This is a genomic window from Alishewanella aestuarii B11, assembly GCF_000280055.1.
GTDB classification, from domain to species: Bacteria; Pseudomonadota; Gammaproteobacteria; order Enterobacterales; family Alteromonadaceae; genus Alishewanella; species Alishewanella aestuarii.
Genome location: NZ_ALAB01000031.1, coordinates 1 through 15956 on the forward strand (window position 1 = coordinate 1; position 15956 = coordinate 15956).

The 15956-nt window shown below is 50.5% G+C and carries 14 protein-coding genes and 1 tRNA gene; 7 read left to right on the forward strand and 8 right to left on the reverse strand.

The window, feature by feature from the left end:
- Positions 1-1362: IS66 family transposase (gene tnpC, locus AEST_RS12725; protein WP_039924967.1), on the forward strand; the 1362-nt coding region annotated here is incomplete at its 5' end.
- Between the two features lie 147 nt (positions 1363-1509).
- Here tnpC and AEST_RS12730 read toward each other — a convergent pair.
- The 5 genes from AEST_RS12730 to AEST_RS12750 form a co-directional block, all read right to left on the reverse strand.
- Positions 1510-1788 (reverse strand): DUF4007 family protein, encoded by a 279-nt coding sequence (locus tag AEST_RS12730; protein ID WP_039925513.1) that lies wholly within the window; start codon positions 1786-1788, stop codon positions 1510-1512.
- Positions 1789-1962: 174 nt separating this feature from the next.
- Positions 1963-2193, reverse strand: coding sequence for a hypothetical protein (locus AEST_RS12735; protein WP_008609541.1), 231 nt, complete (start codon positions 2191-2193; stop codon positions 1963-1965).
- Positions 2194-2209: 16 nt separating this feature from the next.
- On the reverse strand, positions 2210-3232 hold the full coding sequence (locus AEST_RS12740; protein ID WP_008609542.1) for a hypothetical protein: 1023 nt from the start codon (positions 3230-3232) through the stop codon (positions 2210-2212).
- An 89-nt stretch (positions 3233-3321) separates the two neighbouring features.
- Positions 3322-3573 carry a hypothetical protein gene (locus AEST_RS12745; RefSeq protein WP_008609543.1) on the reverse strand — a complete coding sequence of 84 codons (252 nt, stop codon included), beginning with the start codon at positions 3571-3573 and terminating at the stop codon, positions 3322-3324.
- Positions 3566-3892: a hypothetical protein gene (locus AEST_RS12750; RefSeq protein WP_008609544.1), complete on the reverse strand. Its 327-nt coding sequence runs from the start codon at positions 3890-3892 to the stop codon at positions 3566-3568. The genes AEST_RS12745 and AEST_RS12750 overlap by 8 nt, the downstream gene beginning before the upstream one ends.
- A 316-nt stretch (positions 3893-4208) precedes the next feature.
- Here AEST_RS12750 and AEST_RS12755 point away from each other — a divergent pair, with 316 nt between their 5' ends.
- The gene (locus tag AEST_RS12755; RefSeq protein ID WP_008609545.1) at positions 4209-4514 is read left to right on the forward strand and encodes a hypothetical protein; all 306 of its coding nucleotides are present in this window, start codon (positions 4209-4211) and stop codon (positions 4512-4514) included.
- Positions 4515-4568: 54 nt separating this feature from the next.
- Positions 4569-5498 (forward strand): BrxR family helix-turn-helix transcriptional regulator, encoded by a 930-nt coding sequence (locus AEST_RS12760; RefSeq protein ID WP_008609546.1) that lies wholly within the window; start codon positions 4569-4571, stop codon positions 5496-5498.
- A gap of 181 nt (positions 5499-5679) precedes the next feature.
- On the opposite strand, the gene AEST_RS12765 is transcribed toward AEST_RS12760, so the two are convergent.
- A tRNA-Arg gene (locus tag AEST_RS12765) sits at positions 5680-5756 on the reverse strand.
- Between the two features lie 148 nt (positions 5757-5904).
- On the opposite strand from AEST_RS12765, the gene AEST_RS12770 reads away from it, so the two are divergent.
- Together AEST_RS12770 and AEST_RS12775 are read left to right on the forward strand one after the other, a co-directional pair.
- Positions 5905-7815 (forward strand): ATP-binding protein, encoded by a 1911-nt coding sequence (locus tag AEST_RS12770; RefSeq protein ID WP_008609547.1) that lies wholly within the window; start codon positions 5905-5907, stop codon positions 7813-7815.
- A 175-nt stretch (positions 7816-7990) separates the two neighbouring features.
- Positions 7991-10159 carry a M3 family metallopeptidase gene (locus AEST_RS12775; protein WP_008609548.1) on the forward strand — a complete coding sequence of 723 codons (2169 nt, stop codon included), beginning with the start codon at positions 7991-7993 and terminating at the stop codon, positions 10157-10159.
- A 91-nt stretch (positions 10160-10250) separates the two neighbouring features.
- Here the strand turns inward: AEST_RS12775 and pmbA are convergent, their stop codons facing one another.
- Positions 10251-11591: a metalloprotease PmbA gene (pmbA, locus tag AEST_RS12780; protein WP_008609551.1), complete on the reverse strand. Its 1341-nt coding sequence runs from the start codon at positions 11589-11591 to the stop codon at positions 10251-10253.
- 260 nt (positions 11592-11851) lie between these two features.
- On the opposite strand from pmbA, the gene yjgA reads away from it, so the two are divergent.
- Positions 11852-12388 carry a ribosome biogenesis factor YjgA gene (gene yjgA, locus AEST_RS12785; protein WP_008609552.1) on the forward strand — a complete coding sequence of 179 codons (537 nt, stop codon included), beginning with the start codon at positions 11852-11854 and terminating at the stop codon, positions 12386-12388.
- A 217-nt stretch (positions 12389-12605) separates the two neighbouring features.
- Positions 12606-14777 carry a hypothetical protein gene (locus AEST_RS12790; RefSeq protein WP_008609553.1) on the forward strand — a complete coding sequence of 724 codons (2172 nt, stop codon included), beginning with the start codon at positions 12606-12608 and terminating at the stop codon, positions 14775-14777.
- 108 nt (positions 14778-14885) lie between these two features.
- Here AEST_RS12790 and AEST_RS12795 read toward each other — a convergent pair whose 3' ends face one another.
- Entirely contained in the window at positions 14886-15920 is a 1035-nt protein-coding gene (locus tag AEST_RS12795) for a branched-chain amino acid aminotransferase (protein ID WP_338009705.1), read from the reverse strand.
- Positions 15921-15956 lie beyond the last annotated feature (36 nt).

Here is a 15956-nt window from a genome sequence, read left to right on the forward strand (position 1 = left end):
AAGCAAATCCATCAACTGGAATTGCAGTTAGAAGAGCTGGAGATGCAGACGGCCGCCTTACCGAAACTTACCGATGGCGCTGTCGAAGAGAAAGCCACTGCGCGTCGTCGTGTGACCTTACCGGCACAGTTACCACGTGAAGAAAAGCGTGTTGATGCACCTTGCCAGTGTCCGGCATGTCAGGGCGAATTAACCCATATCGGTGAGGATGTCTCTGAAATGTTGGATGTCGTACCCGCATCTTATCGGGTTATCCGCATTGTACGCCCTAAGTTCAGCTGCCAGCACTGCGACACGCTGGTACAAGGTCAGGCTCCGGAGCGGGTGATTAAAAAAGGCCTGGCCAGCGCAGCATTGCTGACACAAGTGATTGTCGATAAATACCTCGACCATCAACCACTGTACCGTCAGGCTGAGCGGATGGAGCGGGAAGGCATTGATATCGAGCGCTCGACGCTGGCAGACTGGGTTGGTCAATCCGGTGCATTATTAACGCCCCTAGCTGAGGCGATTGGACGCCATGTCAAAGCCGGTCAACATATCTATGCGGATGACACGACCGCGCCAACCTTATCACCAGGAAAAGGCCGCACGCAAACCGGTCGCTATTGGACGTATGTGCGTGATGGTCGTTCCTGGGGCGATACCACACCGCCTGCCGTGTGGCTGCAATACAGTGAAGATAGAAAAAGTCTGCACCCCACTGCCCATTTAACCGGGTATAAAGGTTCGCTGCAGGCTGATGCCTATGCCGGTTACAATGCCTTATACCAAAACCACATCACCCAGCATGGTTGTTGGGCCCATGTGCGGCGTAAGTTCTATGACATTACCCAATCCGGCCCGTCCCCCTTGGCAGAAGAAGCCCTGACCATAATCCAATCACTGTATGTGATTGAGAAACAGGCGCGAGGCCAACCACCGGATGAACGACAGCGCCTGCGAAGTCTGCAGGCAAAACCTATCCTGGTACAGTTTAACAACTGGTTACAGACAACCCTGCGCACCTTATCAAAAGGCTCTGCGTTGTCTAAAGCTATCCAATATGCACTAAAGCAATGGGACGCGTTGGTGGCGTACGTGGATAATGGTTATGCTGAGATAGATAACAACAGTGCGGAGCGGTCATTACGGCCCATCGCCCTGGGTCGGAAAAACTACCTGTTTGCCGGCTCTGTTGGCGGAGGGGAACGGGCCGCCGTGCTGTATTCGATACTTGGCACCGCCAAGCTCAATGGCATCAATCCCAATGCGTATTTAACTGCCGTGTTAAAACGTATCGGTAATCATCCGATCAACCGCATTGATGAACTGTTACCCTGGAACATCGACTTATCTGTCCAGCCAGGTGATGCGATCTAAGACACTAAGTGTCCACTAAAAATTAAGTGGACACTTAAATTAGAACACCTACCTGTGATCGCCGGACGCTTACTACTACTTTATGGACACTGCCGCACCGTTTCCGGGCGGCAAACATGGATTAAAGCAGGTGTATCACAATTAGGATCAGTTATTTAGTAATTCTTTACCGAACGGAGTCTCGCCAAATGCGTTAATATTTTTTTGCCCTGTAGCTTTTCCGATAATATCGGCAGCCTGTAGCCAATAAAAAATGGAGTTAACCATGTTCTTACCAACGCCAAGCCTTACGGTTGCATAATCATCTGTGAACGCGCTAGCGCCTTTGTCATCTTTAAAAGCACGAAATCCTTTTGGTAACCAACTATATCTTAAGCCAAAAGTTTCATGGCGAGCGAAGCTGGGTTTGAGTTCCTGATAAGCCATATACCAACACTTATTTGTCTAATCTACAGGCCACAATGATCTGTAAAGATAAACAGTGATTCTAGCTGAACTAGCATCTGTATTAAATAACTAATTTTTTCATAAACTTTGTAAAGCTTGTCAATGAATGCCGACTCATTGACGAGCTTCTTTATCAAGGCTAAATGCTTAATATTATTGCTTTAAGTAATACTTATTACGCCGTTCAATTTGTTTACGAAGCTGCTTAATTGACTCCTCCCAACCTCTAGATTGAGTTTCTTTATAGACTTGCTCCGCATGCTCCAGACATATCAGGTTTTTCACGTACAGCTCGTCCTCTGGTTCAAGCTCATGCGCATTGGGTAACCAATGATAAGCGTGAGCATAGGTTAAAGGCCCATCTAGTTTCCGCTTTTCCTTCATGTTATCTCCTTGAAAATTAGCCGGTTAGCAACGAACTTAACTCTGGCTTACTTCTGCCATAGCTAACTATTATGATACTGAGACCACTCTGGCGATAAGCGTTTAACGCTTTCTGTAATGCGTCGATAATCCAGCTAATCGCATTTCCAAAAGCCCCTCCGCCCAACAACGTTAAGTAAACCTTTTTGTTGCCGGTTTTAGTGGCATTAATGACAGCAGCGGCCAGGGTAGCTTCGTAAGACGCCTGTAAAATTAAGCTGGCTAGGGGCTGCCAAAGCGCTGCTGGATGTTCAGTGTAGGCAACTGGCATAGCTGAGCAGTACGCTTGAGTAACAGCGTAGCCAATGTTGTTGAGTGTGACTTCAGTATCGTATTGCACACCAATTTTTACTGCGTTAATTAGCTCGGTGATTTCAGTTTCATTTAATTGCGCCAGCGTTTGATTTATGGCGTTTAGCTGTTTGCTACTGGGTAGCGCGTAGCCGTTTTTCATTTGCCACAGACTATCAAGCTGCTCTGTTGTGTGCTGGTTTACATGCGTTAATAGCTGCTGCTCAAATTGCTCCAGCATATTCAGTTGCCGCTCGGCAGTTTGCCCTGGCTCGCCATCAACGGGCACAAAGTAATTTCGGTAGATAAGCCCGGCTCCGCAGGCCATGGCGCAGGCCGGGCCTTGTGTACGATCGAACTGATAACCGGTAATGCCCGAGTCAGGCGTGACCGTAGGGCTAACCATTTCTAATAAATTAAACTGCGAAGCCACCTGAAAAAACGCGCCAGCGTTTTGTGGATCCATATGCAAGCTTTGCACATCGGCAATTACTTCTTGCACGCTAGCTGGCTTGGCAATGAACGTTGCACTTTGCATAATCGCGGCGGCTTCAGCTTTTAAATCAGCCAAAGTGGGCGTGACTAAATGCCCTACCTGAAAAGTTTTCCCATTGGCACGGCTGGTTAACACGCCGTTTTCTAGCGACAACATTTGCCGTACTTGTGCCGCGCCCTGCTCGGTAAAACCAGTTAGTTGCTCAAACCACATTTAACACTCCTTAACTGACATCCTGTCTTCATTATCCATTTTTGCCCCGAAAAATCCGTACTTATATTAGGTCCAAATAAAAACCTAGGCTATAGGCCCTTATCAAATCTGGTCAATAAGTAAGCCGAGCGTTCCTGCTCCGTATTGAACTCAAACACCTTGATAAGCTCCATGTCATCCAGCTCTTCAGGTGGTAGCAAGCTGGCAATGCTACTTTCATCAATGATTACGCAGTATTTACCATTGTTCTCTTGGGTGTACACTGCCCCGCCTTCAAAGCGTTTATACAGTGTTAATCCAGCCAGGTCGTCAATCGACTGATTTGCAGTTTTATTATTCATCAGAGACTTGATACAACCGATTAAACGCCGGCTCTTCAAAGTAAGCATAATCGCCCAGCTGCAAAGCCTGCTGGCGGCGCGCTTGGGCTGAGGGTTTGCGATCGGCAATACTGATCCCAAACACTTCCAAGTGCACCTTTTCCATTAGTTGTTGCACTTGCTGGCGGCTGCATAGCTGTAATAGTTCACCGGCATGAATAAAGCCTTGTGCGCGTAAGCGTTGCTCGCTGTTATCTTTGCCCGCTTTACTGGCCTGAAACAGATCGCGAAATTGCGCTTCTAAGGTTATTAAGAATAAGTCTTGCTGTAGCATGCTCATATTAGCCTCCTTCGATAATTGGCATCCTTGCCAGTTTGTACCAACGCATCCAAGCAAATAGCATCCTTGCTAATAGCTTCCTTAAAAAAGCATCCTTGCCAATAGCGTCCTGCTAGTTGGTCCATACCCTGTCATGGTTAGTGACATGTCATCCATAAGTCACCATCTTAGGCTGTTTCTTTTTTCACGCCATACTGTGCAGGCACTCAGTGTATGTTTTTCAGGCAGATGTTTTTTGGCGTTTGCGCCAAGCCCTTTAAGACGTTCGCGCACTGACTTAGAGTTGAGGCAACACCCAACATAAAGCGAGCTAACTATGAACAACCAGCCTATTCGCGCTGAGGATTTACCTCGGCTAACCCGCTTGCAAGAGCTGTGTAAAACTCTCAATGCTATTGAACACTTAGCCAAAGCTAAGCAAGATAAAGTGGTGTATGCTGGGCGTATTTGGCGCTATGCCGATTTGGTTTATCTGGCTTATGAGTATTATGTGCTGGCTATTCCTTATGGCTTAAAGATTGATAACTTCAGTAAGTGGTTAGCGGCAGAACAAGCTATTTTAAAGCAGTTTAATTTACCCTGGCCGGTTGCCACCTTAAATGCAGCAACGGATAACGCCTAAAACGTATTGATTGCAGGTGTGTATGCTAATCAGACACATTTTACAGGAGTTTATATGCAAAACAGTCAACCCCAGCAATCGCTTTCGACAGATAACAATAGCCTAGATGACTGTGGCGGTTTAGTTGCCAGCGGCTGGCCGCTGCGCTGGGAGCTATTAATGCGTTACCGGCTAATTGAAATTGTTGCGCTATGGGAAGGCCGGTTAACCACCAAGCATTTATGCAATAGCTTTGGTATTGCGCGCCAGCAGGCATCAAAAGACATTAATGCCTATTTGCGCGATATTGCGCCCGACAATCTGGTGTACGACAGCAAACTAAAAGGCTATAAACCAGCTGCCTGTTTTACCCCCAAAGTCACCAGTGGCCTGGCGGATGAATACCTGCATGCACTGGCCAGCACCAAAGATTTTGCTCATACCTTTAGCCAGCTCGATTTAGGCTTTGCCCATACCGAAATGCTAACGCCACCACTGCGTCATGTAAATCCGGATATTCTGCGGGCACTGGTGCAAGCCGCACGCGACGGTAAAAAGATTGATATGGGCTATGTGTCGCTGACCAGCCCGGATGAAGAAAGCCGCATTATTGCCCCGCATACGCTGGTCTGCACGCCCCTACGCTGGCATGTGCGCGCTTACTGCGAGAAAAACCGTGATTTTCGGGATTTTGTGCTAAGCCGCTTTCGCGGCATCAATGGCATCGAAGGCGATGCCGAAATGACCAAAGAGCAGGATGAACGCTGGAATACCACTATTGATATCGTGCTGGTGCCCGATTCCCGCTTAACCGACTATCAAAAAGCCATTATTGCCGAAGATTACAATATGCAACATGGCAAGCGGGTGTTCTCCGTGCGCTCGGCATTGGTGCCTTATGCCGTGCAGGCGTTAAACCTGGACCTAGCAAAAATAGAAGCTCGCCCCGAGGCGCAGCAGATTATGGTGGCGAATTTAGATGAAGTTAAGCGACATGCGTTTTAGGCTCATTTAACTTTCAATTGCCTTAAACTTAATTAAAAGAACCTCAGCTAGTTAAAAAGAGCAGAGGTCAAATTTATTAGAATTCTATCGCACCCGAAAATTGCTTTGTCACGATTACGTCACGGATTTGTCACGGGGCACAAAAAAACCACTTAGCTTTCGCATAAGTGGTTGATTTGATTGGCGCACCCGAGAGGATTCGAACCTCTGACCTCTGCCTCCGGAGGGCAGCGCTCTATCCAGCTGAGCTACGGGTGCATCCAGAGCGCGCATTATAGACAGGCTTGCGGCGTAAGTCTATTGTATCTGTGTTGCTTTTTTAGGCGAACAGACGCGCTGGCATTTGAATATCGGTGCAACTGCCTATAATCTGTACTTTGCTACTGCGGTCAGGACACGCCGGCTTATGAAAACCCCACTGCCCCCTCTGAATACCTGGCAACGCTTACTGTTGGTACTGCTAACACTGGCTATGATTGCCGGTGTCGAGCTGTTACTGCGTAATGAGCAGGCGCGGCTCAGTGTCCTGAGTCAGCAACAACAATTGGCGGCAGCGGATCAGGTGCGAACCCGGCTGGAAAAAGAGCTGAATATCCCTTTGTACCTAACGGCCAGTTTAGCCAGTTACCTCACGGCCAAATCCGGACAGTTAGAAGCACAGGAGTTGGATATCCTGCTGGCGGGTCTGGTCAGGCAATCATCTTATATCCGCAATATCGGTATCGCCCCCGGCAACCGTATTCAGCATGTCTATCCGCTGGCCGGTAATGAGCAGGCCATTAATCTGTATTACCCCGACTTACCGCTGCAATGGCCGGCGATCGCCAGTATGATTAGTAGCCGCCGGGCGCTATTGAGCGGCCCTTTGGATCTGGTACAGGGTGGCCGTGGCTTTATCTATCGCTATCCACTGTATCTGGAAGATGGTAGCTACTGGGGCATTATCAGTACCGTGATTGATTTGGCACCAGTTTGGCAGCTTTTGACCAACAGTGCCAAAGAGTTAGGGATAGAGGTTGCGCTACGCGGCCTGACGACAGAAGGCGAAGTAACACCAGCATTCTTTGGCGAGCAGCAACTGTTTAACCCGCGTAGTTTGCAGTTAAATGTGGCGATCCGCGGGGCTGAGTGGCAAATGGCGGTAAAAGAAGCCCCGGTTACCGGTAGTCGCCTGACGTTGCTGCGGCTTGGTTTATATGCCACTGCGCTCTGTATTTTGTATCTGCTCAGCCGCTTGCTGGCCACAGTATACCGTTTGCGACAAAGCCGTGATGCGCTGACCGAGAGCGAGCAGCGGCTACGCAGTATTTATGACAATGTACTGGACGGCATTATCACTGTCGATCGCAGCGGCCGGATCCAAACCGCTAATAGCGCCTGCAGCCGGATCTTTGGCTACCAAACCGACGCCTTGCTGGGGCAGAAATGGACCTTTTTACTCGCCAATGCCCAGCAAGTTGAACGGCAAATTGAACAACAGATGCAGCAGGCAACCCCGGAGCAGCAACAACTGGAATGCCAGGGTTTGCGGGCTGATGGCCAAAGCTTCGAATTGCTGTTGTTTCATACCCCGATGCCACAAGCACACTATTATAAACTGCTGGTGCTGCGGGATATTACCGAGCGCAAACGCATCGAGCGGCTACAGAATGACTTTGTTGCCACTGTCAGCCATGAGCTACGCACGCCACTGACTTCAATTAATGGTGCCCTCAGCCTGGCGGTAGGTGGCGCTTTGGGCCCGTTATCGACGCAGCAGCAAAAAATGCTGGAAATTGCGCAACACAATTGCCGGCAGTTGCATCAGTTAGTTAACGACTTACTGGATTTTGAAAAACTCAGTAGCGGTAATATGCCGTTAAAAATACTGCCGTTTGACCTGTTACCACTGTTGCAGCAACTGAGCCAGCAGCTGGCAAGCAGTCAGCAGCGGCAATTCGAACTCAAAGCCGATGCCGCCACTTATCCGGTACTGGCCGACGAAGCCCGGGTGCGCCAGATATGTCTGAACCTGCTCTCCAACGCCCTGAAATTCGCTGAGTCGGATACACCTATTACCCTGCAGCTGCTAACGCATGCACAGCAGGTGGAACTGCAGGTGGATGATATCGGCAAAGGGGTGCCAGCAGCCTTTGAGCCAATGCTGTTTCAGCGCTTTGCCCAGGCCGACAGTGCCAGTAGCCGTGCCCAGAGCGGCACCGGCTTAGGGCTTGCAATTAGCAAGCAGCTGATCGACAAAATGCATGGCGACATTGGCTATCAGCGCCTGGCCAACGGCAGCCGCTTTTTTATCCGTTTACCACTGGCAAGCAGCTAAAATCGGCATTTTCGGGCTAAAAATTTGCACTGCCGGGGCTTTTGTCTTAATTTGTTGGCACTTGGTTGCAAACTGCCGTGCCAGCCCCGGTTTTTACGGCATACTGCAGCATTGTAACCCGCCGCCCTGCGGTACCGAAAACAATAACTAGCCGAACTATCCACGGAGATAAGAAATGCGTAAAACCCTGCTTGCTACTGCCATTGGTGCAGTGCTGTCGCTCAGCGCCTGCTCTGACAATACAGCCCCCACTCAACAAGCTAATCAGGCTGCCGCGCCAGCCGTTGCCGAGGTGACAGTGTCTAACCCTTTCTTCAAAAAAAGCACCTTACCTTTTGAAGCACCAAATTTCGCTGAAATTAAAGACGAGCACTTCCTGCCAGCCTTTGAAGAAGGTATGAAGCAGCATATGGCTGAAATTGAAGCCATTGCCAATAATCCGGAGCCCGCCACCTTTGAGAATACCTTTGTGGCGATGGAAAAAAGCGGCGAGCTGTTAACCCGAGTATCACGGGTGTTTTATAACCTGACCGGCACTGACAGCAACGAAGAGCGTCGCAAAATTCAAAGCGAGCTGGCGCCGCGTATGGCTGCTCACTCAGATAATATCAGCCTGAACCCGGCGTTATTCGCCCGTATCGAAAGCGTGTATAACGCCCGTAACGATCTGGGCCTGGATGCTGAATCCAAACGTCTGGTTGAAGTGTACTACGAGCGTTTCGTGCGTTCTGGTGCCAAGCTGAGCGAAGAGCAAAAAACCGCTATTCGCGCCCTGAACGAAGAACACTCTACCCTTACCAACAAGTTTGGCCAGAACCTGCTGGCGGAAACCCGCAATATCGCCGTGATCGTCGATACTGTTGAAGAGCTGGATGGTTTATCACAGGCACAAATTACTGCTGCGGCCAATGCAGCCAAAGAGCGCGGTCATGACGGTAAGTTTTTACTGAACATCACCAATACCACGCGCCAGCCAATTTTAACCTCGCTGAATAACCGCGAACTGCGCCAGCGCGTATGGGAAGCTTCAGCAAACCGCGCCCAGTCAGGTGAAAATGACAACACGGCCATTGTTGCCCGCTTAGCCCAGCTGCGTGCTGAGCGCGCCAAGCTGTTAGGTTATGACAACTGGGCAGCCTACACCCTGGAAACCAATATGGCACAAACCCCGCAAGCGGTTTATGACATGTTAGGTTCTATGGTTCCGGCTGTGGTAGCCAATACCCAGCAAGAGCAGGCCGCCATTCAGGCGATGATCCGCGAAAAAGGCGGTGATTTTGAAGTGCAGCCGTGGGACTGGGAATACTATGCTGAATTTGTGCGCCAGGCGAAGTACGATCTGGACGAAAACGAAGTGAAAAAATACTTCGAATTTAACCGGGTATTAAAAGACGGCGCTTTCTACTATATGAACCGCTTCTATGGTATCCGCTTTGAGCCACGCCCGGATCTGCCGGTTTATCACCCGGATGTGGAAGTCTATGAGGTGTTTGACGCCGACGGTAAGAGCATTGCCTTGTTCTATGCTGACTACTTTGCCCGCGAAGGCAAACGTGGCGGTGCCTGGATGAGCTCTTTCGTTGGTCAATCACACCTGACAGGTCAGAAGCCAGTTGTGGTAAACGTGATGAATATCCCGAAAGCGCCAGAGGGTGAACCCACACTGATCAGCTATGACCACACTACGACCATTTTCCATGAGCTGGGCCATGGTGTGCACGGTATCTTCTCAAACGTGAAGTACCCAACACTGGCAATGACCGCCGTATCACGCGATTTCGTTGAATTCCCGTCAACCTTCGAAGAAGATTGGGCGCAACATCCGGAAATTCTGGCCAACTATGCCAAGCACTACCAGACTGGCGAAGCCATTCCGGCCGATCTGTTGGATAAAGTTATGCGGTCACGCAGCTTTAACCAGGGTTTCGATACGCTGGAGTATATCTCTGCGGCCCTGCTGGATATGGACTGGCATACGCTGAGCGCCGATGCCCCGCTGCAGGATCCAAAAGCCTTTGAAGCGGCCTCGCTGAAAAAGCATGGTGTGGATCTGAACGCAGTACCGCCGCGCTATAAAACTAACTTCTTCTCACATTCTATGGGTGGTGGCTACTCAGCCGGTTACTATGCCTATATGTGGAGCGAGATCCTGGCCGCTGACGCCTTTGCCCATGTGCAGAAGAATGGCGGTCTGACCCGTGAGAACGGTGATCACTACCGCAAGAACATTCTGGCGGTGGGTAACTCACGGCCAACTATGGAGTCTTACAAAGCCTTCCGTGGTCAGGAACCTACTACCGATGCGCTGTTAATCCGTCGCGGCCTGAAAACCAAGATTGATTAATACCCCGCCTAAACCGCAGCACTGTGCTGCGGTTTAGCAGCATAAAAAAAGCCTCAACTGAGGCTTTTTTTATTGGCTTTGAACTTAGCCGTTAATCGCCGGCCAGCTGCATCTGACTGACCAGCACTGAACCGGTGTGCACGCCACCACGGCGATCCACGTCGTTACCTACCGCCACGATATTCATAAAAATATCCTTCAGGTTACCGGCAATGGTCACTTCGGCGACCGGGAACTGGATTTCACCATGTTCAACCCAGAAACCACTGGCACCCCGCGAGTAATCACCGGTCACGGTATTCACGCCCTGCCCCATCAGCTCGGTTACCAGCAAGCCTTTACCCATTTGCCGGCACAGGGCCAACAGATCCTCGCTACCATGTTGCACCAGCCAGTTGTGAATACCACCGGCATGGCCGGTACTGGCCATGCCCAGTTTGCGCGCCGAATAACTGGTGGTCAGATAAGTGGTCAATATGCCCTGCTCAATTACCGCCAGATCGCGGGTTTTAACCCCCTCGCTGTCAAAGGGGCTGGAAGCCAGCGCCTGGTTTAAATGCGGTTTCTCCAGAATCGTCAAACCCGGCGCCATAATTTGCTGGCCCACTTTGTCCAGTAAAAAACTGGACTTGCGGTAAATACTGCCGCCACTGATCGCCGATACCAGGTGACCAAACAACGAGCTGGCAATATCGGCGCGGAACAATACCGGTACTTTCTGGGTTGGGACTTTCCTCGGTTGCAGCCTGGCGACGGTTTCGCGTGCTGCTTCACGGCCCACCTGACGTGGGTCCAGCAAATCGGCATAACGACGGGCCACGGTATAGCTGTAGTCGCGCTGCATATCGTCGCCGGCTTCGCCAATTACCACACAACTAAAGCTGTGGCGGGAGCTTGGATAGCCCACCAGCTGGCCATGACTGTTACCATAGACTTTCAGGCCCTGATGGGTTGAAAACGAGGCGCCTTCTGAGTTGGTGATCCGGCTGTCTTCGGCAAAGGCCGCTTCTTCTGCCGCTGCACACAGCACTATGGCCTGTTCGGTGCTGATGCTATCAGGGTAATATAGATCCAGCTCCGGCGGGTTAAATTCCAGCCAGCTGGCATCTGCCACGCCGGCATGCGGATCTTCAGAGGTATAGCGGGCAATATCAGCCGCCGCTTCTACTGTGCGTTTTAATGCTTGCGGGCTTAGATCCGCAGTAGAGGCCGAGCCTTTACGCTGCCCGAAATATAAACTGATGCCCAGGCCACCGTCCTGATTAAATTCCACGGTCTCCACCTCACCATGGCGGGTTTCGACACTCAGGCCCCGGGTGCGGCTCATTGAGGCTTCAGCACTGCTGGCCCCGAGTTTTTTCGCATGCGCCAGCACCTGGCTAACGGCTTCTTTTACTTCGGCGATTTCTTGCTGAATAGCGGTTTGCTGCATCTTATTCGAACCTTCTCACGTTATCTGCCTAGCTTACCATAGTCCGCTGAGGGCTGCTGCCCATGTCTGCAGCTTTATACCCTTCGTCTTTCAAAATGCACGGGTGTTGGCTGCGCCCATGCCCTGGAGCGCCAGCCCGGCCCACTCACTTAGTTCAGCTAAGCTCGCAGGGATTCGCGGCCTTGCCGCCTACGTGCATTTCGAAATCCATTGGGTATAGTGATATACTAGTTGTAGACAAGTGATATAGAAGCCACAGCATGACAGATACAGAATTTAAATACGGTGACAGCAAATGGCTGGAACAACCGGAGCATATCAGTAAAAGCCAGGTTAAGCGCGAGATGCACGCGCTGCAGGCCTTGGGTGCAGAGCTGGTGGCATTAAGCCCGGCGGCCCGCGCCAAGCTCCCGCTGGATGAGGAATTAAAAGACGCACTGGAGTTGGCCGATAAGCTGGCGAATAAACGCGAAGCCTTACGCCGGCATATGCAGTTTATTGGCCGTCTGATGCGTGAGCGTGAAGATGAACTGGAGCCGATTGAACAGGCTCTGGCGATTATCCGTAACACCAACCAGGCTGCAACGCGCCAGTTTCATAAGGTCGAAACCTGGCGCGATCGTCTGCTGGCCGAAGCAGATGCTGTAACCGACTTTATTGCCGAGTATCCGGATGTTGACGTACAGCAGCTGCGCCAGTTGATCCGCAATAGCAAGAAAGAGCAGGAAAAGCAGCAGCCGCCTAAATCCTACCGCGAGTTGTTTCAACTGATTAAACCATTGATTATTCAGGACTAGCCTGAATTACCCCAGCGGCAGCTGACTCCTATCCCGCGCCAGCTGCCAGCGGGACCTGTTTTCCGGCCACCTGGTGTTAGCCGCAACACCCTTTGATACATCACCGCACTTTGTCGTTCTGCTGACATAAAAACGGCGCTAATTTTGTATTCGCTTATAAATCGTCTACTTTTATAACAGACACTTAGAATAATGTTCTGTTATCAGGAAACCTTTTATGGCCACCAAAAGACCTAGCACGACGCCTACCGTAGAACCCCTCGAAGATGAAATTATTGCGGTGCGCCCCGCAGTCAGTAACAAACCGGTCCGTGTTGGTAATGAACGCTATATGTACTTTACTGAGCGGGATCTGAACCGCATTTTGAGTAACCTCGATGGTTTACGCCAAACGGTTTTTCCCGGCAGTACCGCAGAGCATGAGCTTAACGCGCAAAAGCAACCGCACTTTCCATCAGTGTGCTTAATTGGTCTGGGCCGTTGTGGCTCTAATATCGCATTGGATGTCGCTTCCCTGGTTTATAACGCGCGCAATTTCTATCTGCACGAATTTAACAGCCAGGAAAAACAAACCCGCGAACAGGAACTGCGGCCGATGCGCTGGATCAAGCGCAGTCTGCATTTTAAAAACTCCAATATCCTAAAACCGGTATTTTTGATTGAGCCTTTGGTGATGCTGGGGGATCTGGATAAAGATATTGAAGGGCGGATCCGCTTTTCCAACCGCGCCGAAACCAGTGGTTTTTTACGCGATTACACCAAGATGAAAATTATGGATCTGTCTGAGGTGCATGCCGGTGGCGCCGGTAATGCGCCAATCCTCGGTCAGTATCTGGCTAAGATTATCCTGAACAAAGATACCCAGCGCTTTTCCAATGCCGACTGGAAATTTATTCACTCTTACCTGATCGACTCCTGCGGCATTAAGGCCAACCAATCGCGGCTGTACTTTTATATTTTCAGCGCCGGCGGTGGTACCGGTTCGGGTATGGCATCAGAATTTGGTCTGGCCCAGCAATATGCCTATATGAGTAAAACCTTCGACACCCGCTCCCTGCCGGAAAACGAAGAGAATCGCGGCCACTCCTTTGTATTTGAACCGATCTTTACCAGTGGCATCTGTATTCTGCCGAATATCTCCGATCATGGTGTCGAAATGTCGGAAGCCCTGCATATCAATGCCGGGCGCTTGCTGTGTAAATATCTGGCGGAAGAATGGGACTTTTCCTACAACTTTGATCAGGACGAAAAGAGCGACGCCAGTGCCATGCACCGCATCCGGCCATGGAATGCTATGATGCTGATTTCAAATGACATTATGCGCTATGCTGAAGAAACAGATGACGGCGACATCCAGCATATTGATGTCAGTACTATGGAGAAGTACGCCAACCAATATATCTCGCAGCAAATCTTTAATATTCTGACGGCGCAGGCGGTCACCACGGACTATGATGAAAACTACTTCCGCCGCGCCGGTATTGATATTGGCGAAACCATCCGGCTGGATGCCAATGACCTCTTTATGAGTCTGGCCGGGCCGGTGGCAGTGGCCTATGCGGAGTCGGTGATGCCGGGTGATCTCAGCGCCACCGAGAAACTGAAGCTGTTTGAGAAGCAAGCCACCCCGGGCCTGGATATTGATGACTTATTCTTCCGCTCTATTGATCTGCCGCATTTTAACAAGATCACCCAGGCCATTGAGGGGATCAGCCTGCTGCCGATCGAATCAACCCGCTATCGTGAAATCCTGGCCAAATATAAGGCTAACGGCTATAACGCCAGCGATATTAAAGATCTGCACTTTTTTAATAACTGCTCCTCGGTAGTGTCCATTGTGTCCTTACCCAAGGACTACAAACTGTCCTATATGGATTTAAACAAACTAAAGTCTCATCTGAACAGTTTGTTCCCGAATACCACGCTAAAACGCTATGCGCTGGTTATTGGTGCCTCAGCCAATATTTCGCTGACCACGCTGATAGTGAAGAGCCCCTGTTTAAGTGATGATTTTTTAACCCTTATTGCCGCCTATATCAAACGCTGCTTCGCAGTAGATAACTATCGCTTCGATGAAAAGCTTGATGAAGCCATGCTCGACTTTATCCGCAGTGAGCAGTTTGATGAAGGTCTGCTAGATAGCATGCTGCATGAGTTTGAGAACCCGGCCAAGATCCTGGATACCAACTGGTATGCAATTAAACCGATGTATGAGAAAAAATACCGTGAGCTGATTAATAACAAAGATAAGTTTGTTTCAATTAACGATATCCGCTTATCGCGCGACAGCGTAAAGAAAGCCATTAAATACCTGCGGGAGATCTACCGGCATAAGATCAGTAAAACCCGGGTTATTTCACTGTATCAGCAAAGCAGCAAAGCCGACTAAACTGCAGCATCCACTGTCAGAAAACCGAAAGGCCGCTAAGCGGCCTTTCTTACTTGTGATCCCTCACCCTGCCGTGCCGGACTTTAGCGCTGGCAAGGCTGAAGAAGCTTAGCAAACTTTGGTTAACCAGCCGTGCGTATCGGCAGCCTTGCCCCACTGAATATCGTTCAGCGCCTGACGTAAACTGGCGGTGGTGGTACCGGCTACGCCACCACCTACTGCATATTCCCGGCCGTTATGAATTAAGGTGCCGACCGGTGTTAATACTGCCGCCGTGCCGGATAAGGCCGCTTCGGCGCCCGGCTTCACCGCCCGCTCTAACAACTCATCGACCGTCAGTTCGCGCTCAGAGACCTTCATACCCCGATCGCGCGCCAGCGTCAGGATCGAATCACGGGTGACGCCATGCAGGAAACTGGCATCCAGCGCCTTGGTAATAATTTCGTTGCCATCGATCAGCAGGAAGTTGGCAGCACCGGTTTCCTGCACATCACCATGCGGGCAGAACAGCACCTGATCGGCCTGCACTGCAGCGCGTGCTTTCATAATCGGCTGCAGCGCACTGGCGTAGTTACCGCCACTTTTCACCATCCCCATATGGGGCGCACAACGGGCATTGTCTTCCAGCAATAAGCGCAGTGGCTTAGCACCACCGGCAAAGTAGTCGCCAACCGGCGATAACAGTACATACAGCAGCGAACTCAGGCTGGGCGCCGCTGCCTTACCAATAGAGGCTTCGGTACCGATATGGGTTGGCCGGATATACATAGAACCAGGTGGATTAGGTACGTCAGCGGCATAGCGTTTAACTATATCCAGGATCATCTGCCGCAGCATAGCAGCATCAACCTTTGGCAGCGCCAGCAGGTCACTGCTTTGCTGCAAGCGGGCGACGTTTTTGTCCATCCGGAAAATATGGATGCTGCCATCGCTATGGCGAAAGGCTTTCAAGCCTTCAAAACAGGTACTGGCATAATGCAGCACATGGGCACCGGGGTGCAGACTGATACTGTTTACCGGCACCAGTGCCGGCTCACTCCACTGATTATTACTATATTCCGCTAACATCATTTCAGCGGTAAACACGGTTCCGAATGCTGCCATTTTGATTTCCTGCTGTAGAGTAACAGGCCGGTTGCGCACCGGCCGTTGATCTTATTGTAAGTTAACTTAGCGACG